General features: G+C 59.2%; 20 protein-coding genes. 9 read left to right on the forward strand and 11 right to left on the reverse strand.

Annotated elements, in window-relative coordinates; genetic code table 11:
- Positions 1–168 precede the first annotated feature (168 nt).
- Both LRL22_RS04240 and LRL22_RS04245 read right to left on the reverse strand, forming a co-directional pair.
- Complete coding sequence (locus LRL22_RS04240; RefSeq protein ID WP_042080611.1) at positions 169–717, reverse strand: NAD(P)H nitroreductase; 549 nt, start codon at positions 715–717, stop codon at positions 169–171.
- Positions 718–831: 114 nt separating this feature from the next.
- Positions 832–2,859 (reverse strand): NADPH-dependent 2,4-dienoyl-CoA reductase, encoded by a 2,028-nt coding sequence (locus tag LRL22_RS04245; protein ID WP_270904794.1) that lies wholly within the window; start codon positions 2,857–2,859, stop codon positions 832–834.
- A 318-nt stretch (positions 2,860–3,177) separates the two neighbouring features.
- Between LRL22_RS04245 and sppA the strand changes: the two genes are divergently transcribed.
- Entirely contained in the window at positions 3,178–5,022 is a 1,845-nt protein-coding gene (sppA, locus tag LRL22_RS04250) for a signal peptide peptidase SppA (protein ID WP_270904795.1), read from the forward strand.
- A 92-nt stretch (positions 5,023–5,114) separates the two neighbouring features.
- Here the strand turns inward: sppA and LRL22_RS04255 are convergent, their stop codons facing one another.
- The 8 genes from LRL22_RS04255 to LRL22_RS04290 form a co-directional block, all read right to left on the reverse strand.
- Positions 5,115–6,035 (reverse strand): L,D-transpeptidase family protein, encoded by a 921-nt coding sequence (locus tag LRL22_RS04255; protein WP_005338927.1) that lies wholly within the window; start codon positions 6,033–6,035, stop codon positions 5,115–5,117.
- A gap of 511 nt (positions 6,036–6,546) precedes the next feature.
- A complete protein-coding gene (locus tag LRL22_RS04260; RefSeq protein WP_270904796.1) occupies positions 6,547–7,788 on the reverse strand; it encodes a tetratricopeptide repeat protein in 1,242 nt (413 codons plus the stop codon).
- An 11-nt stretch (positions 7,789–7,799) separates the two neighbouring features.
- Positions 7,800–8,435: an energy transducer TonB gene (locus tag LRL22_RS04265; RefSeq protein ID WP_005343441.1), complete on the reverse strand. Its 636-nt coding sequence runs from the start codon at positions 8,433–8,435 to the stop codon at positions 7,800–7,802.
- Positions 8,436–8,451: 16 nt separating this feature from the next.
- Entirely contained in the window at positions 8,452–8,859 is a 408-nt protein-coding gene (locus LRL22_RS04270) for an ExbD/TolR family protein (RefSeq protein ID WP_005338933.1), read from the reverse strand.
- A gap of 67 nt (positions 8,860–8,926) precedes the next feature.
- Positions 8,927–9,454, reverse strand: a complete 528-nt coding sequence (locus LRL22_RS04275; protein WP_005338936.1) for a MotA/TolQ/ExbB proton channel family protein — start codon at positions 9,452–9,454, stop codon at positions 8,927–8,929.
- Positions 9,455–9,464: 10 nt separating this feature from the next.
- Positions 9,465–10,838, reverse strand: coding sequence for a MotA/TolQ/ExbB proton channel family protein (locus LRL22_RS04280; protein ID WP_005338937.1), 1,374 nt, complete (start codon positions 10,836–10,838; stop codon positions 9,465–9,467).
- The gene (locus tag LRL22_RS04285) at positions 10,835–11,599 is read right to left on the reverse strand and encodes a DUF3450 domain-containing protein (RefSeq protein WP_005338938.1); all 765 of its coding nucleotides are present in this window, start codon (positions 11,597–11,599) and stop codon (positions 10,835–10,837) included. Before LRL22_RS04285 ends, LRL22_RS04280 begins: the two co-directional genes overlap by 4 nt.
- 108 nt (positions 11,600–11,707) lie before the next feature.
- The gene (locus LRL22_RS04290) at positions 11,708–14,263 is read right to left on the reverse strand and encodes a TonB-dependent receptor (RefSeq protein ID WP_088870049.1); all 2,556 of its coding nucleotides are present in this window, start codon (positions 14,261–14,263) and stop codon (positions 11,708–11,710) included.
- 739 nt (positions 14,264–15,002) lie between these two features.
- Here LRL22_RS04290 and LRL22_RS04295 point away from each other — a divergent pair.
- The 5 genes from LRL22_RS04295 (at position 15,003) to LRL22_RS04315 (ending at position 21,268) form a co-directional block, all read left to right on the forward strand.
- A complete protein-coding gene (locus tag LRL22_RS04295) occupies positions 15,003–16,028 on the forward strand; it encodes an ABC transporter permease subunit (RefSeq protein WP_031227629.1) in 1,026 nt (341 codons plus the stop codon).
- Between the two features lie 109 nt (positions 16,029–16,137).
- Complete coding sequence (locus tag LRL22_RS04300; protein ID WP_013724081.1) at positions 16,138–17,181, forward strand: ABC transporter permease; 1,044 nt, start codon at positions 16,138–16,140, stop codon at positions 17,179–17,181.
- 151 nt (positions 17,182–17,332) lie between these two features.
- On the forward strand, positions 17,333–19,150 hold the full coding sequence (locus LRL22_RS04305) for an extracellular solute-binding protein (protein WP_270904797.1): 1,818 nt from the start codon (positions 17,333–17,335) through the stop codon (positions 19,148–19,150).
- Positions 19,151–19,181: 31 nt separating this feature from the next.
- The gene (locus LRL22_RS04310) at positions 19,182–20,240 is read left to right on the forward strand and encodes an ABC transporter ATP-binding protein (RefSeq protein WP_270904798.1); all 1,059 of its coding nucleotides are present in this window, start codon (positions 19,182–19,184) and stop codon (positions 20,238–20,240) included.
- Positions 20,237–21,268 carry an ABC transporter ATP-binding protein gene (locus LRL22_RS04315; RefSeq protein ID WP_270904799.1) on the forward strand — a complete coding sequence of 344 codons (1,032 nt, stop codon included), beginning with the start codon at positions 20,237–20,239 and terminating at the stop codon, positions 21,266–21,268. Before LRL22_RS04310 ends, LRL22_RS04315 begins: the two co-directional genes overlap by 4 nt.
- A 101-nt stretch (positions 21,269–21,369) precedes the next feature.
- Here the strand turns inward: LRL22_RS04315 and LRL22_RS04320 are convergent, their stop codons facing one another.
- Positions 21,370–21,981, reverse strand: coding sequence for a YitT family protein (locus LRL22_RS04320; protein WP_270904800.1), 612 nt, complete (start codon positions 21,979–21,981; stop codon positions 21,370–21,372).
- A 309-nt stretch (positions 21,982–22,290) separates the two neighbouring features.
- On the opposite strand from LRL22_RS04320, the gene LRL22_RS04325 reads away from it, so the two are divergent.
- From LRL22_RS04325 to LRL22_RS04335, 3 genes are all read left to right on the forward strand, one after another.
- On the forward strand, positions 22,291–23,316 hold the full coding sequence (locus LRL22_RS04325) for an NAD-dependent epimerase (protein WP_270904801.1): 1,026 nt from the start codon (positions 22,291–22,293) through the stop codon (positions 23,314–23,316).
- Positions 23,317–23,413: 97 nt separating this feature from the next.
- Positions 23,414–24,019, forward strand: a complete 606-nt coding sequence (locus LRL22_RS04330) for a DUF2076 domain-containing protein (protein WP_270904802.1) — start codon at positions 23,414–23,416, stop codon at positions 24,017–24,019.
- 202 nt (positions 24,020–24,221) lie between these two features.
- Positions 24,222–24,410, forward strand: coding sequence for a hypothetical protein (locus LRL22_RS04335; protein WP_043822919.1), 189 nt, complete (start codon positions 24,222–24,224; stop codon positions 24,408–24,410).
- The last annotated feature ends 83 nt before the right edge of the window (positions 24,411–24,493 follow it).

The following is a 24,493-nucleotide window of genomic DNA, read 5'->3' on the forward strand; positions in this document are numbered from 1 at the left end:
CAGGATTGCGAGGTACATCGCACTATTTAAATAATTACCTGCTATGGCGCGCGAAGCCTCTTTGAGCCATTTATTTTCCCCAATTTCTCTGGTTACTATTCACGGTTAAACAGAAAAGCCCCGATTTCTCGAGGCTTTGCTTCTCTCAACTGCAACGTGGCCGAGGAGTCAGAAACGGCGGACAAACTCATCGAGCGGCAGCTCGCGCAGTTTGCGTGCTTCCAGCATGGGAGTACCGAGGTAGAGGAAACCCACCAGCTGATCCTCTGCCGCCAGTCCCAATCCCTTGTTGATCTGCTCATCGAAGATAAACCAGCCGGAGCGCCAGATACCGTTGAAGCCCTGCGCCTGCGCCGCCATCTGCATCGCCATCAGGGCACACCCGGCAGAGAGCTCCTGCTCCAGTTTCGGCACCTTGGGGTGATCCTGATAACGGGTTGCCACGGCGACGATCAAGGGCGCCCGCAGCGGCGCTTCGCTGCACTTCTTGATGCTCTCTTCATCTTCGCCACGGGCACGGGCCGCCTCGGCCAGCAGTTTGCCCAGCCGCTCGCGCCCCTCTCCTTCAAACAGAATGAACTGCCAGGGAGTCAGGGTGCCGTGATCCGGCGCGCGAAGACCCGCCTTGAGGATATTATCGAGCACCTCACCGCTCGGGGCGGGATCGGCGAGACGGCCACAAGAGTGGCGATTGAGCAACAGGGTGAGGGCATCCATGGGCAATTCCTTCTCTGGGGCAATGATGGCGCTACCTTAGCACAGCACCGAATGAAGAAAACCCCTGAGGCTCAGGGGTTTATCGCACTATAAAGGGCACGAGGGCACTGTTGGCTAGATGATCGCAGCCAGCTCGGCCCCTTGCCGGATGGCGCGCTTGGCATCCAGCTCGGCAGCCACGTCGGCTCCGCCGATGATATGCACCGGCTTGCCTGCAGCCTGCAACCCGGCCTGCAGTTCTTTAAGGGGCTCCTGCCCGGCGCAGACGATAACCTGATCCACCGGCAGACACTGCTTGGACTCGCCCACCTGAATGTGCAAGCCCTCGTCATCGATCCCCAGATATTGCACCCCGGAGAACATCTGCACCTTGCGGTTCTTGAGCACGGTACGATGGATCCAGCCGGTGGTCTTGCCAAGTCCGTCACCCACCTTGCTCTCCTTGCGCTGGAGCAGCCAGATCTGGCGCTCGGGGGCGTCAATTTCAGGAACCGTGAGGCCACCGCGCTCGCCAAGCTGTTTGTCGATGCCCCACTCCTTGAGCCAGTGATCACGGTGCCCATCGGCATCCGTCTCCACCTTCTTCTCGACCAGATACTCAGCTACATCGAAGCCGATGCCGCCGGCACCGATCACCGCCACCTTCTGGCCGACCGGTTTGTGATCCCGCAATACATCGAGATAACTCATCACCTTGGGATGCTCGATCCCCGGAATATTGGGGGTGCGCGGACGGATACCGGTGGCGAGGATCACCTCGTCAAAACCGCCGCCGAGCAGGCTCTCGGCACTCTGGCGCTGGCCGAGATAGAGCTCGACGCCGCACTTCTCCAGCCGTTTGGCGAAATAGCGCAGGGTTTCGTGAAACTCCTCCTTGCCCGGGATCTGCTTGGCGAAGTTGAACTGGCCGCCGATTTCGCTGGCCTGATCGAACAGGCTCACCTGATGACCGCGCTCAGCAGCGTAGCAGGCAAACGCCAGCCCGGCCGGGCCCGCCCCCACCACCGCCAGCTTTTTGGGCTGGGGCACGCGGCCAAAGGTCAGCTCGGTCTCGAAACAGGCGCGGGGATTGACCAGACAGGAGGCGCGCTTCTGCTTGAACACATGGTCGAGGCAGGCTTGATTGCAGGCGATACAGGTATTGATCTCGTCCGCCCGGTTCTCGGCCGCCTTGATGACAAATTCGGGATCTGCCAGGAAAGGGCGCGCCATGGAGACCATATCCGCCTCGCCACCCGCCAGAATCCGCTCTGCCACCTCTGGTGTGTTAATCCGGTTGGTAGTGATAAGCGGCACCTTGAGATGCTTTTTCAGCTCGGCGGTCACCCAGCTGAAGGCGCCGCGCGGCACGCTGGTGGCGATGGTGGGAATACGCGCTTCGTGCCAACCGATACCGGTGTTGATGAGGGTCACCCCCACCGCTTCCAGCGCTTTGCCAAGGGCAATCACCTCTTCCAGGGTCGAGCCCTGCTCCACCAGATCCAGCATGGAGAGGCGGAAGATAATGATGAAGTCGGTGCCGACCCGCTCGCGGATGGCGCGGACAATCTCCACCGGGAAGCGCATCCGGTTTTCACTGCTGCCGCCCCAGCCATCGGTGCGCTTGTTGGTGCGCTCGCAAATGAACTGGTTGATGAGATAGCCTTCCGAGCCCATCACCTCGACGCCGTCATAACCGGCCGCCTTGGCCAACGCTGCTGTAGCCGCGAAGTCGCGAATGGTGCCGCGGATCTGCCGCTCGCTCATGGCGCGCGGTTTGAACGGGGAGATGGGGGCCTTGAGGGCGCTCGGCGCCAGACTGAACGGATGATAGGCGTAGCGACCGGCATGGAGGATCTGCAGCGCTATCTTGCCCCCCTCCTGATGCACGGCGCTGGTCACCTTCTTGTGCTTGCTCACCTGCCAGGGAAAGCTCAGCTGAGAGCCGTGAGGCACCAGCCGACCGCGCAAGTTGGGGGCGATACCGCCGGTGACGATAAGGCCAACGCCACCACGGGCGCGCTCGGCGTAAAAGGCGGCCAGCTTGTCAAAACCGCCCTTCTCCTCTTCGAGGCCGGTATGCATGGAGCCCATCAACACACGGTTGCGCAGTTGGGTAAAGCCGAGGTCAAGGGGCTTCAGCAGATGGGGATAGCGACTCATGATGCCTTCCTCTTTAAGGCCAGGGTGCATGGAACAACGCCCAACACCCGGTTGCGCAGCTGGGTAAAACCAAGGTCGAGCGGGGTCAGCAGGGTCGGATAGCGGCTCACGATGCCTCCAGTTAATTTTTTGTTATCAAACTGAGGCTAGAGTAAAGAATCGAAAATTCTTTTTCAAACAAATGTTTGGACAATTTTTCAGCGAACAGCCGTGCCCTGAACGAAGATAGGCGGGATCCGCCAGTCGGAAATGGCAATTTCGCCCGCAACTGGTTAATAATGGCTCTTCTCTACCCATTAACAGGGCGATAACGCGACTATGTCTATTTTCAAAGGTCTGGGTTGGTTGTTCCGCAGCCTGTGGCGCCTGCTCAATTTCACCCGGCTGATGCTGGTCAATCTGCTGTTTCTCATCGTAGTGCTGGTCATCGTCTTCAGCATCAGCCAGAAAGAGGCCCCCAAGGCGCCCATCGAAGGGGCGCTGACCCTCAATCTCAACGGCGTGCTGGTGGAGCAACGCTCCCAGACCGATCCCACAGTCCAGTTGCTGCGCCAGATGGACAGCAGCGACGAGCAGCCGAGCGAGATCGTTCTCTCCGACCTGCTGTGGGCTATCAAGAGTGCCAAGGATGACGAGCGCATCAAGGCGCTGGTGATCAAGCCACAAGGGCTGCAGGGAGCCAACTTCACCAAACTGCAGGAGGTGGCGAGCGCCATCGACCAGTTCAAGGAGAGCGGCAAACCGGTGATCGCCATGGCCGACTTCTACACTCAGGGGCAATACCTGCTGGCGGCCCACGCCGATCACGTGCTGCTCAACCAGAGCGGCGCCGTGGTGATCGAGGGGCTTGGGGTCTACCAGACCTACTTCAAGTCAGCGCTGGAGAAGCTCAACATCACCCCGCACGTATTCAAGGTCGGCACCTACAAATCCTTCGTCGAGCCCTATACCCGCGACGAGATGTCCCCCGAGAGCAAAGAAGCGAACCAGCGCTGGCTGGATCAGCTGTGGCAATCCTATGTGGCCGATGTAGCCGAGCAGCGGGAGATCGAACCCGATGCGGTCGCGCCGGGCAAGGATCGCTTCCTCGAGCTGCTGCGCAAAGCCGGTGGCAATGCCGCCAACTACGCCCTCGACAACGGGCTGGTGGATCAGCTGGCCACCCGCGACGAGATGACCCAGGCGGTCATTAAAGAGGTGGGTGAAGCGGACGACCACGGCTGGAAAGGGGTCGGTCTGAAAGAGTATCTGGCTGCCATTCCGGAACAATATCCCCAGAGCGGCAAGGATGAGGTGGGTCTGGTGGTCGCAAGCGGCGCCATCATGGATGGCGTCCAGCCTGCCGGCACCATCGGCGGTGATAGCCTCTCCGACCTGCTGGCAGATGCCCGCCGCGATGACAAGGTCAAAGCCGTGGTCCTGCGGGTCGACAGCCCGGGCGGCAGCGCCTTCGCCGCCGAACAGATCCGCGCCGAGCTGCTGGCCCTGAAACAGGCAGGCAAGCCGGTAGTGGTCTCCATGGGCAGCTATGCCGCCTCCGGTGGCTACTGGATCTCCGCCGATGCGGACAAGATCTTCGCCTCCCCCACCACCCTCACCGGCTCCATCGGGGTGTTCGGCATGTTCGCCACTATCGACAAGGCGTTGGCCCAGTTCGGTGTCCATACCGACGGGGTCGGCACCACAGATTACGTCGGCGTCGGCCCGACCCGCGCCTTGCCGGATCACGTCGGTCAGGCAATCCAGCTGAGCGTGGAGGATACCTACCAGCGCTTCATCGGTCTGGTCAGCAAGGGCCGCGGCCTGAGCCCAGAAGAGGCCGAAAAAGCGGCCGAAGGTCGGGTCTGGACTGGTGAGGATGCCAAGGCCCTGGGGCTGGTGGACGAGTTCGGCAATCTGGATGACGCCATCAAGGCAGCAGCCGAACTGGCCAACCTCAAGGAGTGGCAGGTGACCCCCATCGAGCAGGAGGAGTCCACCAAGGACAAGTTCCTGCGCCAGCTGTTTGACAGCAGTGCCCGCGTGCTGGCCCCCCAGTTGCAAAGCTGGCTGCCGGCAGGATTTGGCAAGGCCTTGGTGGAAGTGAACCGCAGTCTCGACCCGCTTACCCGCTTCAACGATCCGCAAGGCACCTACGCCTTCTGCCCGGTCTGCGTGCAGTAAGCAAGCGGTGAATGCCCCATAAAAAAACGGCGACCATCTGGTCGCCGTTTTCTTTATTCAGCCAGTGCGCGCGGCACCGCCAACTTGCTCAATCAGGGATTAAGGCGGGTCGGCATACCGGTACGCTGTTCCAGCACCTGCTTGACCACGTTGGAGTCAGACTCGGCGTGAGCGATGAAGCGGGTGATGGCCGGTGTCATCGGGAGCGGCACGGAGGCGGTGGAGTTAAACTCCTCCTCGGTACGCGACAGCGGCTCATGTACTTCCATGTAGCGACCGCCATCCGGCTCGACCGTGGTCTTGACCGGCTGGTTGACGAACTGGACGCGGGTGCCGACCGGCACGTTGTCGAACAGATACTTGATGTCGTCAGCGCGCAGACGGACGCAACCGCTGCTCACCCGCAGACCGATACCGAAGGTGGCATTGGTGCCGTGGATGGCATAGAGGTTACCAATGTAGAGGGCGTGCAGACCCATGGGGTTATCCGGACCGGCTGGCCATACTGCCGGCAGAGTCTTGCCCTGGGCGGCATAGCGGCGACGGATGTTCTCGGTCGGGGTCCAGGTCGGGTTGGCGCGCTTGCGCTCTACCTTGGTGATCCAGTTCTCCGGGGTGTTTACCCCCAGCTGACCGATGCCGATGGGCAGTACTTCCACCACGTTCTTCCCTTTCGGGTAGTAGTAGAGACGCATCTCGGCAACGTTGATGACGATCCCTTCGCGGGGCGCGTTGGGCAGGATCAGCTGATGAGGGATGATCAGAGTGCTACCCGCTTTCGGCAGATAGGGATCAACGCCCGGGTTGGCTTCCATGATGTTGGTCAGACCCAGCTGGAAGTCAGCAGCGATCTGCTCCAGCGGACGGTTGTCCGCAGGCACCACGTATTCCTGATTTTCACCGATCAGGCGGCTGTTGGCCGCAGGCAGACGGTACTCGACGGCGGCAGCCTGCTGGCTGACCAGCGCAAATGTGCATAAAAGGGCCGAAGCGGCAGTGCGAAGGGGATTCATAAAATTCCTGTGTGGTTTCCTGTACCAAATGGGCCGGGGGCCGTCTCATCCTCGGTCTGCCGGTGGCGGGTCAACCTGCCCCACGACGCCAATAACCGAGCGCGCATTCTTTCCTGAGTCGGCCAAAATTTCAACTTCCATATGTTGCTTTTCTTGTTAAAAGTAGCCGTTTTCGATGTGACGCTTATCAACAGGGCAAAAGCCACACTGGCAAGTCGCAGCTGAGTGAAAGATGAATGGCACTGCCCGCCAGTCAGCGAGCCACCCAAGCCCCCATCAACCACAGCGCTGTGTCACCTGGTGTCACGGTTGCAGCCCTAGCTAAAACGTTTGTCGCATCCGGGGAGATAAGCCAATGTCGACGGAGGCTCTTTATTGGCATGAAGAGGGATAAAACCGTGCGTCGGCCACCCGCCGGTGCCGGCAGCCACCATAAAAAAACCGCTCCGAAGAGCGGTTAATGGAGCCACCAGGCAACCATAAAAGGGACTACAGGTAGTTGTCATTGGAATTACTGGACGGCCGCCTCCCCCGCACCACTCTGCTCCTTGAGGAAGCTGATCCAGGGGGATGCCCGACCGCTGACGTTGCCATTCTGAGCCGCCTGAGTGAAGGCGTTGAGGGCCTCCTTCGGCTTTTGTTGCTCAAAATAGGCGACCCCGGTCAGGAACTTGAGATCCGCACGCTGTTCACCGCTGGCGCCCGGAGCCGGCTTGGCCGCCAGAGCCACCAGATCCTGATAGCGTTTGCTCTGGATCATCATGCGCGCCATTTTCAGCTGCAGATCGGCGCTCGGGGCCAGCTGATAGGATTTGGCCAGGGTGTCGATGGCCGGATCCAGCTCCTTGGCCTGATGCCAGTAGTTGGCAAGGGTCTTGTAGTTGCTGGCGTTCTGCTCAATCACCCCGTCCTTCATCCCCTTCTCCATCACCCGGGCGGCGCGATGGGGAATACCGGTGAAGGCGAGGTAGTTGGCGAGGCGCTGCAGCTCGGCGGCCTCGGTCAACATGCCGAGGTTATAGGCAGACTCCAGCGCAGCCAGCGCCTTGGTATCGTTGCCTGCCTGCATATGCATGGCCGACAGCTGGGTCCAGTACTTCTTCTTCTCCGGGAACATGTTGACTAGAGAGGTCAGGACCTCGGTCGCCGGTTTGTACTGTTTCAGCTCGTAGTGAGCGCCCATCTTCAGCAGATACCAGGACTCCGGCGCTTTACCTGCCGACAGCTTGATCGCCTGATCCACCGCCGGAATCGCGTCACGGTACTGCTTGAGCTGCACGTGGGCGTTGGCTAGCGTGATATAGGCATGGGAGTTAGGCTTGTCATCCTTGCCCTGGTTGGCAAACCACTCCTTCATGGTCTTGATCGACCCCTGATAATTGCCCTCAGCCATATAGAGCTGGGCCAGGTTGTAACGCACCTGCTGGGCCACCGGTGGCGGCAAGCCGCCTGTCGCGATGGCATCGGCAAAGTACTTGGTCGCCTGACCGTATTTCTCCTGCTGGGCGGCCACGAAACCGAGAGTCTGCAATATGACCCCCTTGTCGTAGACCCGCTCGCGCGCGCCGGAAAGCGCATCTTGCAGCTTGGCATTGGCCTCACCGTATTTCTTCTCGGTGATCAGCTCCTGCGCCTTGTTGACCGCCCGATAGGCCCGATCCGACAGGGCCGGCTGCTCGGCGGCCCAACTGGCGGTGCTGAGCAGCACCGCCATGGCGACCGGGGCGAGGATCATCTTGTGTAACTTGTTCATCGCCACCTTCCTTAGTTGACCGCAAACTCGATCTCTTGCTGCATACGGCTCGCCTGCGGCTTGCCATCCACCATGGCCGGTTTGAACGTCCACTTGGCGATGGTTTTGCGCGCCTCTTTGCCGAGGTCATAACTGCGCGGCTCTTCCTTGACGATCCGCACGTTGCTGACGGTGCCGCGCTCGGTGACGGTGAACTCCACCAGCACCTTGCCGGAGGCCAGCCCCGCCAGTGCCGCCTTGCGGGGCATCATGGGCTCGAAGGTCGCCAGCGGAATAGCGCCGTTGTTGCCACCGACGCCACCACCACCGCCGCCGGTGCTGTAAGCACCCAGCGCGTTGCCACCACCGATGTTGACCGGGATGTCGAGCTTGGGCATGTCCATCGGCGCGCTCTCCATCTTCGGCCGATCCGTGCTGGCCACTTCCATCTCGGGAGGCGGCGGCGGACGCTTGGGCGGCGGCGGTTTGGGCAGCTCCCGCTGTTTCTCTTGCAGGGTCTCCTGGGGCTTGAGGCGGATGAAATCGGTCATGGTGACGTCATCCTTCTCCACCAGCTCCCGGTGATCCGGTGTGATCAGCTTGTTCATTCCCAGAAACAGAAAGAACACCACCACACAGGAGACCGCCAACGATATCAGGTATCTCATAGGTCTCTCTCCGGCATCAGCTGCTCTTGTCTGCCGCGATGGAGATGTTCTGGACACCGGCCATGCGGATCTGATCCATGACCTGCACCACCAGACCGGAACGGGATTCGTTATCGGCCTGGATCACCACGGCGCTCTCCGGGTTTTCGGCCCGCAGCCGCTCGATGTTGGCGCGCACCGCCCCCACCTCGACCACCCGCTTGTCGACCCAGACCTGACCGTTTTCGCGCACCGCGACCATGATATTGCCCTTCTTCACCGTCTCGGCCGTGCTGGCACTGGGACGGTTGATCTCGACACCGGACTCCTTGACGAAGGAGGTGGTGACGATGAAGAAGATCAGCATGATGAACACTATGTCCAGCATGGGGGTCAAATCGATAGCCGCCTCGTCAGCACCGCTGTCGCTGTAACGTTTTCTCATAGCAGAAACTCCTTGCTTGTTCTGTGCCCCCGGCAGGCCATGCCTCACCGGGGGTATGCATCCTGCATCAGCCGTGTTTCAGGTTGTCTTCCAGCTTTTGCACCGCCAGTTTGGCCTTGTGATCGAGCTGGTTGACAAAAAACAGGCCGGAAAGGGCGGCAATCATGCCCGCCATGGTCGGTACCGTTGCCTTGGAGATCCCCGATGCCATCGCCCGCGGCGAACCGGTGCCGGTGATGGCCAGGGTGTCAAACACCTGCACCATCCCCACCACGGTCCCGAGCAACCCCATCAACGGGCAAAGAGCGATCAGCACCTTGATGACCGGCATCCCCTTGTCCACCGCCATGGCGACCCGTGAGACCAGCTCGCGCCGGATCTGCTTGGCAGACCAAGAGAGATGATCGGTGCGGGCCAGCCAGGTGGCCTTGGTCTGCTTCACCTGCTTGGGGTAGACCGCCATGAAGTAGAACCAGCGCTCCAGCAACAGGGCCCACATCATCAGGGTCAGGAAGAACAGGGCGACCAGTACATCGCCCCCCAATCCCAAAAACCGGCGGACCGACTCGACTTCTTCAATCAACCAGAACCACATGGGTGACTCCTTACGCTGCGGCTTTGGAGGCGTGCAGACGTTCCTGATAACGGGCAACGAAACCGGCGCTCTGCTCTTCCAGCACCTGGATCAGACGACGGCTCTGGGTCTGCACAATGGTGTAGAGGAACAGCATGGGCACCGCGACGACCAGACCCTGCATGGTGGTCACCAGCGCCTCGGAGATACCGCCCGCCATCAGCTTGGGATCGCCGGTACCGAACAGGGTGATAGCCTGGAAGGTGGCAATCATCCCCACTACGGTACCGAGCAGGCCCAGCAGCGGCGCGACGGAGGCGATCAGCTTGATGAGGCTGATGCCCTTCTCGAACTTGGGCACGTTGCGCAGGATGATCTCGTCGAGCTTGGACTCCAGATCCTCGATGTTGTCACCGCGATGGTTCTGGTAGGCCCCCAGCATGTCACCAATGGGGTTGCCCTTGATGATCTGATCAGATTTCAGCTGCTTGCGCATGGACGAGCCGATCAGCGACAGCCGGATACCGCAGAAGATGGCCAGCAGGGTACCGATGACCCCCAATGCCAGGATCACATAACCCACGGAACCACCCTGATCGATCCGCTCCTTGAGAGTCGGTGACTGCACCAGCAGGGAGAGGATCACGCCGCGAGACGGGTCGATAAAGATGGGTTTGACCCCGTCACCACCCTGTTCAAACTCGGCGATGGGAGCCAGCACGCTCTTCTCCGGTTGACGGGAGAGCTGCTCGAACTTGCCGGTCTCCGGCACGAAGGTGAGGTACTTGCCTTCGGAAACAGTGTTGAACTCGCCGATCTGGGTGACGGTCTTCTCAGCCTGGTTGCCTTCGCCGTAGACCACGGTCGCCGGGATCTGGCTCACCTTGCCACCGTCCACCATGCGGCTGAGGGTGGTGGTCCAGAACGCTTCCAGATCGTCGCTGGAGGGGAGCTCTTTACTCTCGGCCAGACGGGTCAACAGGGCGGATTGCTCCGGATGCTCGACCCGACGGGCGGAGGCATTGAAGATCCCCTTGAACTCACCGGCGAACTGACGCAGCACACCAAACATCTCGCCCATGTTGCCGGAACGCTGGCGCAGGGTTTCAGTCAGCTCGGTCAGCTGCTTGTCATTGGCATCAAAGGTCGCCTTGAGCTGCTCGCCCTTGGCGGTTTCGGCAGCCAGCTCGGCCTTGGCCTTGGCCAGCAGCGCCCCCTGCTCGTTCTTGTCAGCCAGGAAGCGGGCTTCCCGCTCCTTGTTGAGTTGGGATTCGCTCAGGCTGGAGGCCTTGACCTGGTTCAGCAGCGCATTGAGATCCACCGGTTTTTCGGCGGCGGTCACCGGCAGGGTGACCAGGGTTGCTCCCGCAATCAGGGAGGCAATAGCAAGTTTGATTCCTTTCATGATGCTTTCTCCGCAGTTTGAACCGGCAGCTTGATCAGCGCGGGAGGCGCCTGCTTCTTGGCGATGCGAAGGCCCTGTTCAACCGCACTGCGATACTCCTGGGGTAATTCTTCCCACTGGCGGGTCTGCTTGTTCCACATGCCGGTCTCCTGACCATCCGGGGACTGATAAAGCAGTGCGATGCGGCCAACGCGCAGGAACTCGTAGGTCTTCTCGCTGCCATCCTTGTCCAGACTCGCCTTGTAGGCCTCGATGGTGCGGCTGAAGCCCTCCTCGATCTGGTAGGCTTCCAGGATCTTGCGGTACTTCTCGGAGATGGTGACATCGGCCCGGTTCATCAGGTCGGTCAGAGCCGCCACGCGGTCCTCGCGCTCGACCTTCTGGAACGGAAGATCCAGTGACACAAACTGCTCGAGGGAGTCGATCATCTTGAGCATCAAGGGCACCACTTCGGTGCTGGTCTGGTCGATCTGGGCGATCTGCTTTTGCATCGACGCCAGCTCGGCGCTCTGGGACTCGACCATCTTGCTCACCTGCTCGTTGTAGGTGCGCAGACTGTCGACCTGACGCAGGGCTGCCTTGTACTGGGCCAGTGCGGATTCGGCAGATTCGGCATAGCTGTCGATCTTCTGCTGGGAAACTTTGGATGCGTTGTCGGTGGCGGCTTGAGCGTCCACGGCCTGACCGGCAGTGGCGGCACTCAGATTGAAGCTGGTCAACAAGGCGGCCGAAACCAGGCTGCCAAGGAGCGCTTTCTTCATTGTAATGGTCCTTGTCTTCATAGGATTACCCTATCTCCGTAACTTCCTTGGACGTTGGGCACAGCCGGCCCGACCGGGCCGGCTGAGGTTGTATATCAACAGGGTTGATTAGAACTTCTGGGTGTAGTCGATGTAGTAGACGCGACCGTCGATGCCGTAGAGGTCTTCTTCATAGGTGAAGCCATCGCTCGACAGAGAAGGTCCGCGGTTGAACATGTTCTTCACACCGGTCTGGATCTTGGCATTCCAGCTGGTATCGACCGCGACGTTCAGGTTCCAGACGGTGTTGGAAGCGATATGCCCCTCTTCCTGTCCATTCACGTAATCCTGACTCTGGGAGTCGATATAGTTGGCGCTCAGATAAGCATCCAGATTCCACCACTGCGGGAAGTTGGCACCGATCCCGGAGTTGAAGCGAAGGTCTGGCAACGCATTCCAACCCTTCTTGTCGATCATTGGGCCACCGGCAAACAGACCTTCTTCATACTTCAGGATGTAAGTGCCACCGAAGTCATAGCGCATGGTGAAGAAGTTAAAGTCGTACTTGTAGTCCGCCTTGAAGTCGATACCACTGGTCTTGAGTTGCCCCAGGTTGACCATGCCGGCGTAGACCATCTCGACATCGCCGTTGGCATCACGAATAACGTTCGGGTTGCTGCCGGTATTAAGCTCCTGATAGAACTGGGTCTGAGTGGTAGCCAGCTGGATCACGTCATCAATCTTGATGTAGTAGTAATCGAGCGACAGGTTCAGATTGTCCAGCGGGTTGTAAGCAGCCCCGATGGTGAAGGTATTGGCGGTCTCTTCCTTCAGGTTCTTGTTCGCTTTACGCGTTGTGTCGTACTGCGCTTCGGAACAGTTGGCAATACCATTGGCCTGGCAGCCTACATAGTCCTTGGCAAAGTCGGCAGAGAACGAGTCTGCGGCATAGAGATCATCCAGACCCGGCGCACGGAACGACTGGGACCAGGAGGTACGGAACATCAGCTGGTCGAGCGGTTGATAACGCAGACTCGCTTTGGGCGAGAAGGCGCTGCCAAAGTCGCTGTACTTGTCGTAACGACCCGCCAGGTTCAACTCGATCTGCTCGGTGATGGGGATCAGGCTCTCGATGTAGGTGGCAAACACATCGCGCACACCGCTACCGGAGTTGCCGGATGAACCCAGTACGTTACCCGCTTCGGACTGGCTGTCGTAGGTGTCGGAGTAAACCCAATCGTTATACTCGGCCCCTAGATACCAGCTGACCGGGCCAGCGGGCAGTTCACCCATCTCCCAACCCAGACCACCGTACCACTGGAAGAAGTCCATTTTGGAGGTACGGCTGGTATCGTACGAAAGGTCCTTGGTGGCCGCATCAGAGAAGCTGCCATTAATGAATTTCCCGCTATTAACCTGAGTCTGTACTGCTGGCTCCAGAACGTAGCCTGAACCATTGCTGCGGTTATCTGTTTTGGAATACATGTAACCAGCATTCCACTCCAGATCGCCTACTGCTTCGGTCGGCACAGTCCCTTCAAAACCAAGGTTCATGTTACCGGTCATGTCAGTCACATCGTTGTCACGGGGGCCGACGTTGTTAAAGCGGTAGTAAACGGTCGCAGCCTTTGCGGTGCTGAAGTTGTTGGCAGACAGGACTGCTGCGCTTTCGGGGGTGGAACCATCCACGGTGAAGGCACCGGCAGCTGGCGCGAAGCGACCAAAACTGGTGACGCGGGAGCCAATCAACTGCGGAACGAAGTCCACGTTATCGTTAATGTGATAGCGGCCGTTCACATAGACGGTATCACGCGTCCGGGAAGCGGTTTTGGCTGCTATCTGGGCAAAGTCGAAGCGGCAGGCTGTCCCCACGGGCACGAAACCGGCGCCTGTATTGGCACAGTCAATGCCGTCCAGAGTACGGGTAACTGTCTTGCCGGTCGTGGCATCAACACCCTTGATATTGCGACCATAAATACTGGGGGCTTCGGCACCCTGCTTGGCCAGATAGTCACGATCCTTGTAATAGATCACATCTTTCACATCGTGCTCGTAAACCATCATCAGAGAACCCTTGTCCCCTGTGATGCCACTGACAATGGAACCACTCTGCTCGTCACCACCCTCTTCGGTCGGCGAACCGATACGCCCCTGGAAAGTCAGCCCTTCGAAACCCTCTTTGAGGATCACGTTGATAACGCCACCGATGGCATCAGAACCATAGAGTGCGGAGCCACCATCCAGGTTCACTTCCACCCGCTCAACCGCCGCCATGGGGATGGTGTTGAGGTTGATGGAAGTACCACCCATAGTCGGTGAACCTGCGATCCGCTTGCCATTGAGCAGTACCAGAGTACGGGTAGAGCCCAGACCACGCAGACCAACGGTTCCCTGAGATTGATAGGAGTCGCCAGAGGAAGGGGAGTAACCACCAAAGGAGTTGTAGGAGGCCTGTTTCAGATAATCGGCCACAGTCTGCTGACCAGACTGCTCAATTTGAGCCTTGCTGACAGAGACAACCGGAGTTGCCCCCTCAACATCAACACGGGAGATACGGGAGCCAGTGACTTTGATTTTCTGCAGTTTTTCGACGTTCTGCCCTTCTTCGGCAGATACGGATGGGGCCGCCGCAAGGCTCGCCAAGGCGAACGCAATCGCAGCAGAGATTCTGCTCTTCCTAAGCATCGCTTATATCCTTCCTGGTTGTTTATTGTTTGCTTCCTGATACCGCCCTCTTTGGAGCGATGTGTAAGGCTTATCAATCTTTGACTAGCGACGTCAATGGAGCAGGGGTGTGGCGAGGTCAGGCGTAGAATAAGCGGAGTGTATTAATTTTGACCGGCATAATTAGTGAATAATTCTGCCAAAAACAACCAGCGCAATGTAAAAACATTGTTAAATGACATAAATGGCGCTGAATTAAAATTTTATGAACTTATTAGTTAACGTGCTGTCCGTTTATATCTTATTTTGATTTATCGGCATTAATAAGAATAAAACACTAACTTCATGAGGGTTGAACCTGACCGCTCCCATGGGGATAACAGTTAAAATCGTCGAGATGATATCGTTTTCCTTCAATTTCACACCCAAAGAAAAAGCATTACCAATCAACAACTTAAAAACACCAAAAACTCAAACAAACAACTGTTTATATTTTTTAAAATAATGTTGAGCAGTAGCGTTTTGTTTTGATTTTCACTTTTCAGATAAAAAACGTCATTTTTCGGTGCTTTTGGTCTCAGCGGGTCATTTGTCCCAGTTTTCCATTTCCTTGTACTTGATTTTTGTTGCAGAGCTTTTACAGTGGCCAAGCGGATTGTCTGCAGTTTGGCAACCAATCCAGCGCGTAATGCCAGGAAGGACAGGCCCGTCACCGGATTTGACTGGCCGCAAAAAAGAACAACAAGGACGAGGTTCCACCATGCTGTCGTATTTCCTACGCCGGATGCTTTTGATCATCCCGACGTTTCTCGGTATCACCCTGCTCGTCTTCACCATCACCCGTTTCGTGCCGGGCGGTCCGGTCGAACGCATGCTGCTGCAAGCCCAGGTTTCCCAGAATGAATCTGGCCGCTCCAGCGGCAGCAAGGGGGCGCAGGCCCTCTCCGATGAACAGATCGAGGAGCTCAAGGCCTTCTATGGCCTCGACAAACCGATGCTGGTCGCCTACTGGGAGTGGCTGCAGAAGCTGGCGGTGCTGGATCTGGGCGAATCGACCCGCTACTACGAACCGGTGTGGGATCTCATCAAGGAGCGGCTCCCCGTTACCGCCTTCTTCGGGCTGGCAACCTTTCTGCTGAGCTATGCGGTCTCCATTCCGCTCGGGGTGGCGAAGGCGCTCAGGCACAACAGCCGCTTCGACTCGTTGAGCTCCATGCTTATCTACATGGCCTATGCCCTGCCCGCCTATGTGGTGGGGATCTTCCTCATCACCGTCTTCGCCTTCCATCTGGAGTGGCTGCCGATGGGCGGTTTTCCGGGAGACGACTTTGAGTACATGGAGAGCAGCTGGGATCAGATCCGCACTGTCTTTGCCCACGCCCTGCTGCCGCTTATCGCCTACGCCATCGGCGATTTCGCCATCCTCACCATGACCATGAAAAACAGCCTGATGGAGAACCTGTCGGCCGATTATGTGCGTACCGCCGTGGCCAAGGGACTGCCGTTTCGCAAGGCGGTCACCGACCACGCGATGCGCAACAGCCTGATCCCCATCGCCAGTCACCTGGGGTCTGTGCTCACTGTTTTTTTTGGCGGCTCTTTCCTCATCGAGACCATCTTCAACATCGACGGCATCGGCCTGCTCGGTTACGAGGCGATCGTCGAGCGGGATTACCCCACCGTCATGGGCATTCTGGCCATCACCTCCATGCTGATGCTGATTGGCAATATCGTCTCCGATATCTGCGTTGCCCTCGTTGATCCCCGCGTGCGATTTGGAGACTGACCATGAAGCAGACCTCTATTGCCATGCCGATGCGGATATCACGCCATATCGTCTCCGATATCTGCGTTGCACCTTCTGTTGACCCCCGCGTGCGGTTTGGAGACTGACCATGAAGCTCAATCCGGTTACCTTGAAAAAACTCAAGCGCTTCAAGTCGATCAAGCGCGGTTACTACTCTTTCATCATCTTCACCACCTTGGTGCTGCTCTCCCTGCTGGCGGAGCTGCTGGTCAACAGCCGGGCACTGATGGTGAGCTATCAGGGCCAGCTGCATTTCCCCACCTATGGCGATGTGATCCCCGGTCAGCAGTTCGGGCTCGATTACGAGTACGAAACCAACTACCGCCAGCTCAAGGCCAAGTTTGCCGCAGAGGGCCAAGGCGACTGGGTGTTGCTGCCGCCGGTACCCTGGAACCCCTACGAGCAGGATTTCAAAGAGGATGCCTACCCGCCTTACGCCCCCAGCGCGGCCGAGCGCCACTTCCTCGGTACCGACACCAGCGGCCGCGACGTACTGGCGCGACTGGTTTACGGCTTTCGCATCGCCATCGGCTTTGCCTTTATCGCGCTGGCGGCCAGTTACGCCATCGGGGTCACCATCGGCTGTCTGATGGGCTTTCTCGGCGGCCGCTTCGACCTCATCCTGCAACGCTTTATCGAGATCTGGTCCCAGGTGCCATTTCTCTACGTCATCATGATCCTGGTGTCGCTGGCCAAGCCCAACTTTGGCCTATTTGTCGCCATCAACGTGCTGTTCGGCTGGATGGGGATCACCTGGTATATGCGCACCCTCACCTACAAGGAGCGGGCGCGGGACTATGTGATGGCGGCGCGGGCACAAGGGGCGACCACCGGGCGGATCATCTTCAACCACATCCTGCCCAACACCCTGATGATGATCGTCACCCTGGCGCCGTTCGCCGTGGTGGGCAATATCTCCACCCTGACGGCACTCGACTATCTGGGCTTCGGGCTGGCACCGCCGACCCCGAGCTGGGGGGAGCTGCTCTCCCAGGGCATCAACAATCTGGATGCCATCTGGATCGTCAGCTCGGTGGTGGCAGCAGTGAGTCTGGTGCTGATCATGGTCTCCTTTATCGGCGAGGCGATCCGCGAGGCGTTCGATCCGCGCAAATTTACCCGTTACCAATGAGCCAGCCGCAACCAAAGCGCATCGGCAGGCGTCGGATAACGAACAGTGATTAATGAAGGACGGGCCGCCGCCATAGGCGGTCCCGGGAGCAAGGGATAATCCCGTTATCAATCAAGACCCCCAGTGCAGGGGCCAGACCTGGAAGTCAAACATGAAAAATAAAATCAAATGGATAGGTGCTCTCTTTGTGCTGGTAAACGGATCCTGGGTCTGGGCGGCCAGCCTGCCCGCGGATCTCAAATGGGAGACCAACGACACGGATCCGGTGTTCGCCTCCCCCAAGGCACTACCGGGCGGCAGCCTCAATATGTTTGTGGAGAGCTTTCCGCTGACGTTCCGCACCGTGGGGCCAGACTCCAACGGTTCGTTCCGCTCCTTTATTCTCGATAACCAGTTGCGACTTATCAGCTTCCACCCCAATACCGGCAACCCCATTCCCTCGCTGGCGACCCACTGGGCCATCGCGCCAGACAGCCAGACCGTCTACTTCAGGCTGGATCCCCGCGCCAAATGGTCGGATGGCAAGCCGGTCAATGCCGATGACTACACCTTCGGCTACGAGATGATGCGCTCCAAACACATCAAGGGGCCCTGGTTCAACAACTACTACACCACTGAAGTGGTAGCGGTAGAGAAGATCGATGATCACACCATTATGGTCAAAGCGGGCAACCGCAAGGCCAAGATGGACCTGCTCAACACCACCGAGCTGTGGCCCCAGCCCAAGCACTACTACAAGCTGACCCCCAACTGGGTGAAGCAGTACAACTGGGCCGTGGTGCCCACCACAGGCCCCTACGTGATCAGCGACGTCAAGAAGGGCAAGTCGGTCACCTTCAGCAAGCAGAAGGATTGGTGGGCAAAGGATGATCGCTATAACCAGCACAGATTCAACATCGACACCATCAAGGTGCAGGTGATCCGCGACCACAACATCGCCTTCCGCCACTTCCTGAAAGGGGAGATCGATACCTTCGAGATGATCCTACCCAACTGGTGGCATGAAAAAGCGGTTACCCCGGAGTACAAGAAGGGGTACGTGCAGAAGGTGATGGCCATGACCGACACCAAACAGGGCGGTCAGGGAGTTCACCTCAATGTGGCCAACCCCAAACTGGCAGACGTAAACGTGCGCCTCGGCATCCAGCACGCCTTCAACATCGACAAGATGATCGAGACCGTGCTGCGCGGCGACTATGACAGAGCCACCACCTTCGGCTCGGGTTTTGGCGAGTTCACCGACATGACGCTGCCGGAGCGGGCTTATGACATCGGCAAGGCGCGGGAGTACTTTGCCAAGGGCGGCTACAACAAGCCGGGGCCGGACGGCATCCTGCAAAATGAGAAGGGGGAGCGGCTGACGCTGGCACTCACCTACACCAGTCAGGAGCACTCCAAGCGCCTGACCGTGTTGAAAGAGGAGGCCAAGAAAGCGGGTCTCGATCTGGAGCTTAACCTAGTGGATGGCGCCACCGGCTTCAAGGTGATGCTGGAGAAGAAACACGAGGCGGCCTGGCTTGGCTGGGGCGGCGGCGGTCTCTATCCACAATATTGGGAGTCCTTCCACTCCGCCAATGCCAACAAACCGCAGACCAACAACCTGTTCAACGTGGCTGACAAGGAGCTGGACGCACTGATCGACGCCTACAACGTCGAATTCGACATGGCCAAACGGGCCGAGATCTCCCGCCAGATCCAGCAGCGCATCTATGATCTCGCCATCTTCGTGCCCGGGGTGCAGCTCAACTATGTGCGGGCCAGCAGCTGGCGTTATGTGATGCTGCCGGAGGTGCCTGCCACCAAGAACACGCCGGATCTGCTCTACTGGCCGATGGATGGTTATCCTCACAGTAGCGGTGGTCTGCTCTGGCTCGATCCCAAGGTGAAGGAAGAGACCCGCAACGCCAAGGAGGCAGGGGAGGCGCTGGCGCCCATCAACCTGCTCGACAAGACCTATGCACGTCATTGATATTCAGGCCATTGCGAAGGGAGCAGCCGTTATGCCCAACACCCAGGTCCCCATCCTTGACGTACCGGATAACGGGGGGGAGTTCGCCGCAGATAACGGCCAGCATCAGGCCCCAATCCTCGAAGTACGCGATCTCGAGGTGGAGTTCGCCGTTGATGACGGCAAGATCAAGGTGCTCGACGGGGTCAGCTTCAAGGTGGCCCCGGGTCAGACGCTGGGGATCGTCGGCGAGTCCGGCTGTGGCAAGAGTGTCACTTCACTCGCCATCATGGGGCTCTTGCCCAAACCCCACGGTCAGGTGGTGGCCGGTTCCATCCGCTTTCAGGGGGAGGAGCTGCTGTCGCTTGCACCGGATCAGATGTACAAGGTGCGCGGCAACCGCATCTCGATGATCTTTCAGGAGCCGATGACGGCCCTCAACCCGGTGCAGACGGTGGGGGAGCAACTGATGGAGGTGTTTCGCCTCCACCGCCCGGAGTATGACAAGGCCCAGCGCAAAGCCGCGGCCATCGCCATGCTGCAGAAGGTGGGGATCCCTGAACCGGCCCAGCGCTTTGCGGTCTATCCCCACAACCTCTCCGGCGGTATGCGCCAACGGGTGATGATCGCCATGGCGCTCTCCTGCGAGCCAGACCTGCTTATCTGCGACGAGCCGACCACGGCGCTGGATGTCACCATTCAGGCCCAGATCCTCGAACTGATGAAAGAGCTGCAGGCCCAGACCGGGATGGCCATCATCTTTATTACCCACGATCTGGGGGTAGTGGCGGAGCTGTGCGACGAGGTGGTGGTGATGTATGCCGGGCGGGCGGTAGAACAGGCCGACGTGTTCGAGCTGTTTGACCACCCCCGTCACCCCTATACCCACGGCTTGATGAGCTCGATCCCGCGCCTTGAGGATGAGCCCAAGAGCCTGCTCAAGACCATCAAGGGACAGGTGCCAGCTCTGCACGAGATGCCCGCTGGCTGCCGCTTCTCCAACCGCTGCCCCCATGCGACCGATCTCTGCATCAGCGCCATTCCGGCGGTGGAGCAACTCAATCCGCGCCACCATGTCGCCTGTCACTACTGGAAGGAGTTGACCGTATGAGCACTCTGTTATCGGTCAGGGATCTGAAGCAGCACTTCCGGCTGGGAGGCGGGTTCCTGCGCAAGCAATATACGGTTCACGCGGTGGATGGCATCAGCTTCGACCTGAAACAGGGGGAGACGCTGGGGCTGGTGGGTGAGTCAGGCTGCGGCAAGTCCACCCTCGGGCGCAGCCTGCTCAAGCTGTTCGAGCCGACCGCGGGCACCATCACCTTCGAGGGGCGCGATATCACAGCCCTCAGCCCGAAGGAGATGCGCTCCCTGCGTCAGGAGATGCAGATGGTATTTCAGGATCCTGCAGAATCCCTCAACAGCCGCCACACCGTGGGCCAGATTTTGGAGGAGCCCTTTATCATCCACGGTAAAGGCAACACTGAGCAGCGCCGCGGCTGGGTGCAGGAGTTGCTGGCAAAAGTGGGCCTGCCGGGCAGCGCGGTGGATCGCTACCCCCACGAGTTTTCCGGCGGTCAGCGCCAGCGGATCGGCATCGCCCGCGCCATCGCCCTCAAGCCCAAGCTGCTGGTGTGCGACGAGGCGGTCTCGGCCCTCGATGTCTCGGTGCAGTCGCAGATCGTCAACCTGCTGCTCAGCCTGCAGCGGGAGATGAACCTCTCCATCATCTTCATCGCCCACGATCTGTCGGTGGTCAAACATATCTCGGATCGGATCGCGGTGATGTATCTGGGACGGATCGTCGAACTGGCGGATGCCCAGTCGCTCTATCTGGCGCCACGTCACCCTTACACCCAGGCGCTGATCTCTGCCATTCCGGTACCGGACCCGCGCAGGCGCAGCCAGCGCATTCTGCTGACCGGCGATGTGCCCTCCCCCATCTCGCCGCCAAGCGGCTGCCACTTCCACCAGCGCTGCCCCCATGCGACCGAGCTGTGCAAAAGCAAGGCGCCCAAGCTTGAGGCGTATGATGAGGCCCATCATCAGGTGGCCTGCCACACCCCACTCGCCGTCGGTGGTCACGCCATCAGCGGCAACGCTATAAGCGGCGACAGCAGGCTGGAGCAGGCGAGCTAGGCGCAGCGCACAAACCCCAGGGTAGAAATAGACGAGGCGGCTATCAGGCCGCCTCGTGCTATCGGGTCACGCTTGTCTTATCGAGCCACTGCCGCAGCTTGTCAGGCAATCTGGTAACGGCCGGGCTTGTGGTTGAGTGTCAACACCAGATTACAGATAACCGCCGCCACGATGGAGAGCGCCAGGATCCTGGGCTGCACCACGAAAAACGAGGCGACAACAATGGCGCAATCAAGCCCCATCTGCAGCTTGCCCGCCCGGATGCCAAAACGATCCTGAATAAAGAGCGCCAGAATGTTGAAGCCCCCCAGACTCGACTTGTGACGGAACATGATGAGCAGCCCCATGCCAATCAGGGTGCCGCCGATCAGCGCCGCATAGAGAGGCTCTATCTTGCCGATCTGCAACACCCCGTTGAGGTGATCGGTCATGTAGGAGACCGCCGCCACCGAGACAAAGGTGTTGAAGGTAAAACGTGGCCCCATCCGCAGCCATGCCAGCGCATAGAAGGGCAGGTTGATGCCGAAAAACAGCAGGCCGAAGCTGATGCCGGTCACCTTTTGCAGCAGCAGCGCCAGCCCGGCAGTCCCACCGGTGAGCAGGCCAACCTGATGAAACAGAAAGATGCCGAGGGAAACAAAGCCGGCCGCCGTCAGCAGGGCCAGCACATCCTCATAAATAGGATGGGCAGTGCGAATCGAGGTGTTGTCCATAACCTGTATCCAAGCGAAGTAAAGAGAGAGTGTCTGTCGCCTGCCGTTGCGGGCGGGCTGCGAGCCCTGTCCACAGGGCTTCGTTATGGGGCCCAGTCTATTTTTTGTGAAAAGGATCACAACAGTCAGGCTGAACGCCCCATTCTGGTGCCTGTCATCTGGCATTGACACCCGCTGCACCAAGATGCAGCATGCCGCGCCGACAGAGGCGGTTTGCCATGGCGCAAACGCGCCGGCTCTGCTACAAAGCGCGCAACCCCCTTTTCTCATCACTGTCAGGAGCCCCATGATCTGCACAGGACCCCAACCATGACCTATCTGGTCACCGGTGTTGCCGGCTTTATCGGTTTTCATGTGGCCAGCCGGCTCTGCGCGGCGGGTCATCAGGTGGTGGGCATCGACAACCTTAACGACTACTACGAGGTGAGTCTGAAAGAGGCGCGGCTGGCACAATTGGCCAGTTATCCCCATTTCCACTTCGAACGGGTCGATCTGGCGGATCGCGAAGCGATGGCTACTCTCTTTGCCCGTCATGGTTTCGAGCGCGTGATCCATCTGGGGGCTCAGGCGGGGGTACGCTACTCGCTGGAGAATCCGTTTGCCTACGCCGACAGCAACCTCACCGGCATGCTGACGGTGCTGGAGGGGTGTCGCCAGCACGGGATCCAGCACCTCATCTACGCCTCTTCCAGCTCGGTCTATGGCATGGGGGATCAGATGCCTTACTCCACCGCGCAGCAGGTGGATCATCCGGTCTCCCTCTACGCTGCGACCAAAAAGAGCGGCGAGCTGATGGCCCACGCCTACTCGGCGCTCTATGGCCTGCCCACCACAGGGTTGCGCTTCTTTACCGTCTACGGCCCCTGGGGCCGTCCCGACATGGCCATCATCAAGTTCACCCGCGCCATCCTCGCGGGAGAGCCTATCGACGTATACAACCACGGCGATCTCAGCCGCGACTTCACCTTTATCGATGACATCGTCGAGGGGATCCTCGCCGTGGCCGGCCTGCCACCCCGTCCCAATCCCGATTGGCACGCCAACGAGCAGAGCCCGGCCGAGAGCGTAGCGCCCTATCGCATCCTCAACATCGGTCATGGTCAGCCGGTGCGGCTGCTCGACTTTATTGAGGCGCTGGAAGAGGCCCTCGGCAAACCCGCCATCAAGCGAATGCTGCCGATGCAAGCGGGTGACATGCACGCCACCTGGGCCGACAGCGAGCCCCTCCACTCCCTCACCGGCCTGCGCCCCGCTACGCCCCTCAAGCAAGGTGTTGCCGAGTTTGTCCGCTGGTATCTCGACTACTATCGGCCCGCCGCTGACGAGCGCGGGTAACCCCTCGGTCATTGATGAGTTAATCAGATACCACTGATGCCCCGCGGGTTTTAGGATGGCTGAACGCACTGTCTGCGCACCATAGCGAGGATTTGAGATGCAACAACAGGAACAGGGTCTGATCGATGGACTGTTCGACCGCCTCAAGCAAGCGCAAGCCAGGGATAGCAAGCGAGACCAACAAGCGGATCAGCTGATCCGCCAGCATCTGGCCCAGCAGCCCGATGCCCCCTACTACATGGCCCAGGCTCTGCTGATCCAGCAAGCAGCCCTTACCCGCCTCAACGAGCGGGTCAAGGAGCTGGAAGCCAGCCAGAGCGCCCCGAGCAGCGGCAGTTTTCTCTCCGGCCTTTTTGGTAGCGAAAGCAGCCCGCCCCCGCGCTTTACGCCGCCACCGGCATCCGCGCCTGCCCAGCCCGCGTCCCGTGCCAGCTCCTTTTTGGGCGGCGCCCTGCAAACCGCCGCCGGTGTGGCCGGTGGCGTGATGCTGGCCGATATGATCGGCGGACTGTTTCACAACAACCGGCCCGAGGAGATCATCGACATCATTGAACCGGCGGCCATTGCCAATCCGGTCGATGCGGAACCGGTACGCTGGGACGGCTGGGATTCACCTCCCGATGCTGGCAGCAGTTTTCTCGACGACGATAACCTGAGTGGCGGCTGGGCCGACGGTGACGATAACAACGGCGGTTTCTTCTGACCGTCAAACCATTACTGGCCCCGCATCTGGCGGGGCTCAACTCGATACGAAACCCATGACTATGGAAAGTGTGATGACACCACGGAGCGGCAGCGGCATGACGCGATATACTCAGCGCGCTTCGTGCCACCCGGGAACAACTCCCGACCCCAGGCGCTCTGTCCGTGGCCACGCCCCCCCCCATGACGACAAGGAGCCACCCATGATCCGAACCCTGCTTTTGACCGGTGCCGCCATTGCGGCCTATGCCCTGACCCAGAGCCACTCTCTGCTTCCCCTGCTCAGCCTGCTGGCCCTGCTTTCGCTCTGGGTTGTCAGCGAAATTGGCAGCTTCTATCGCGCGCTTCCTCCCGCCGTGCTGGATGAGCAGGAGTATCACCACGACTTTTAACCGGATGAAAAATGGTGTGAAACTGTCGAGATACCGTTAGTTCCATACCGTTTTGCTCTCTGAAATCCCCCCGCTATAACAAC

It is taken from the genome of Aeromonas sp. PI_26 (genome assembly GCF_027854445.1).
In the GTDB taxonomy this organism is placed as follows: Bacteria; Pseudomonadota; Gammaproteobacteria; order Enterobacterales; family Aeromonadaceae; genus Aeromonas; species Aeromonas veronii.

Coding starts and splice junctions, on each gene's coding strand:
- LRL22_RS04290 (WP_088870049.1), bottom strand. CDS start 14,263: ATGCTTAGGAAGAGCAGAATCTCTGCTGCGATTGCGTTCGCCTTGGCG.
- LRL22_RS04270 (WP_005338933.1), bottom strand. CDS start 8,859: ATGAGAAAACGTTACAGCGACAGCGGTGCTGACGAGGCGGCTATCGAT.
- LRL22_RS04280 (WP_005338937.1), bottom strand. CDS start 10,838: ATGAAAGGAATCAAACTTGCTATTGCCTCCCTGATTGCGGGAGCAACC.
- LRL22_RS04275 (WP_005338936.1), bottom strand. CDS start 9,454: ATGTGGTTCTGGTTGATTGAAGAAGTCGAGTCGGTCCGCCGGTTTTTG.
- LRL22_RS04265 (WP_005343441.1), bottom strand. CDS start 8,435: ATGAGATACCTGATATCGTTGGCGGTCTCCTGTGTGGTGGTGTTCTTT.
- LRL22_RS04330 (WP_270904802.1), top strand. CDS start 23,414: ATGCAACAACAGGAACAGGGTCTGATCGATGGACTGTTCGACCGCCTC.
- LRL22_RS04245 (WP_270904794.1), bottom strand. CDS start 2,859: ATGAGTCGCTATCCCCATCTGCTGAAGCCCCTTGACCTCGGCTTTACC.
- LRL22_RS04240 (WP_042080611.1), bottom strand. CDS start 717: ATGGATGCCCTCACCCTGTTGCTCAATCGCCACTCTTGTGGCCGTCTC.
- LRL22_RS04255 (WP_005338927.1), bottom strand. CDS start 6,035: ATGAATCCCCTTCGCACTGCCGCTTCGGCCCTTTTATGCACATTTGCG.
- LRL22_RS04260 (WP_270904796.1), bottom strand. CDS start 7,788: ATGAACAAGTTACACAAGATGATCCTCGCCCCGGTCGCCATGGCGGTG.
- LRL22_RS04315 (WP_270904799.1), top strand. CDS start 20,237: ATGAGCACTCTGTTATCGGTCAGGGATCTGAAGCAGCACTTCCGGCTG.
- sppA (WP_270904795.1), top strand. CDS start 3,178: ATGTCTATTTTCAAAGGTCTGGGTTGGTTGTTCCGCAGCCTGTGGCGC.
- LRL22_RS04285 (WP_005338938.1), bottom strand. CDS start 11,599: ATGAAGAAAGCGCTCCTTGGCAGCCTGGTTTCGGCCGCCTTGTTGACC.
- LRL22_RS04305 (WP_270904797.1), top strand. CDS start 17,333: ATGAAAAATAAAATCAAATGGATAGGTGCTCTCTTTGTGCTGGTAAAC.
- LRL22_RS04310 (WP_270904798.1), top strand. CDS start 19,182: ATGCCCAACACCCAGGTCCCCATCCTTGACGTACCGGATAACGGGGGG.
- LRL22_RS04335 (WP_043822919.1), top strand. CDS start 24,222: ATGATCCGAACCCTGCTTTTGACCGGTGCCGCCATTGCGGCCTATGCC.
- LRL22_RS04295 (WP_031227629.1), top strand. CDS start 15,003: ATGCTGTCGTATTTCCTACGCCGGATGCTTTTGATCATCCCGACGTTT.
- LRL22_RS04320 (WP_270904800.1), bottom strand. CDS start 21,981: ATGGACAACACCTCGATTCGCACTGCCCATCCTATTTATGAGGATGTG.
- LRL22_RS04300 (WP_013724081.1), top strand. CDS start 16,138: ATGAAGCTCAATCCGGTTACCTTGAAAAAACTCAAGCGCTTCAAGTCG.
- LRL22_RS04325 (WP_270904801.1), top strand. CDS start 22,291: ATGACCTATCTGGTCACCGGTGTTGCCGGCTTTATCGGTTTTCATGTG.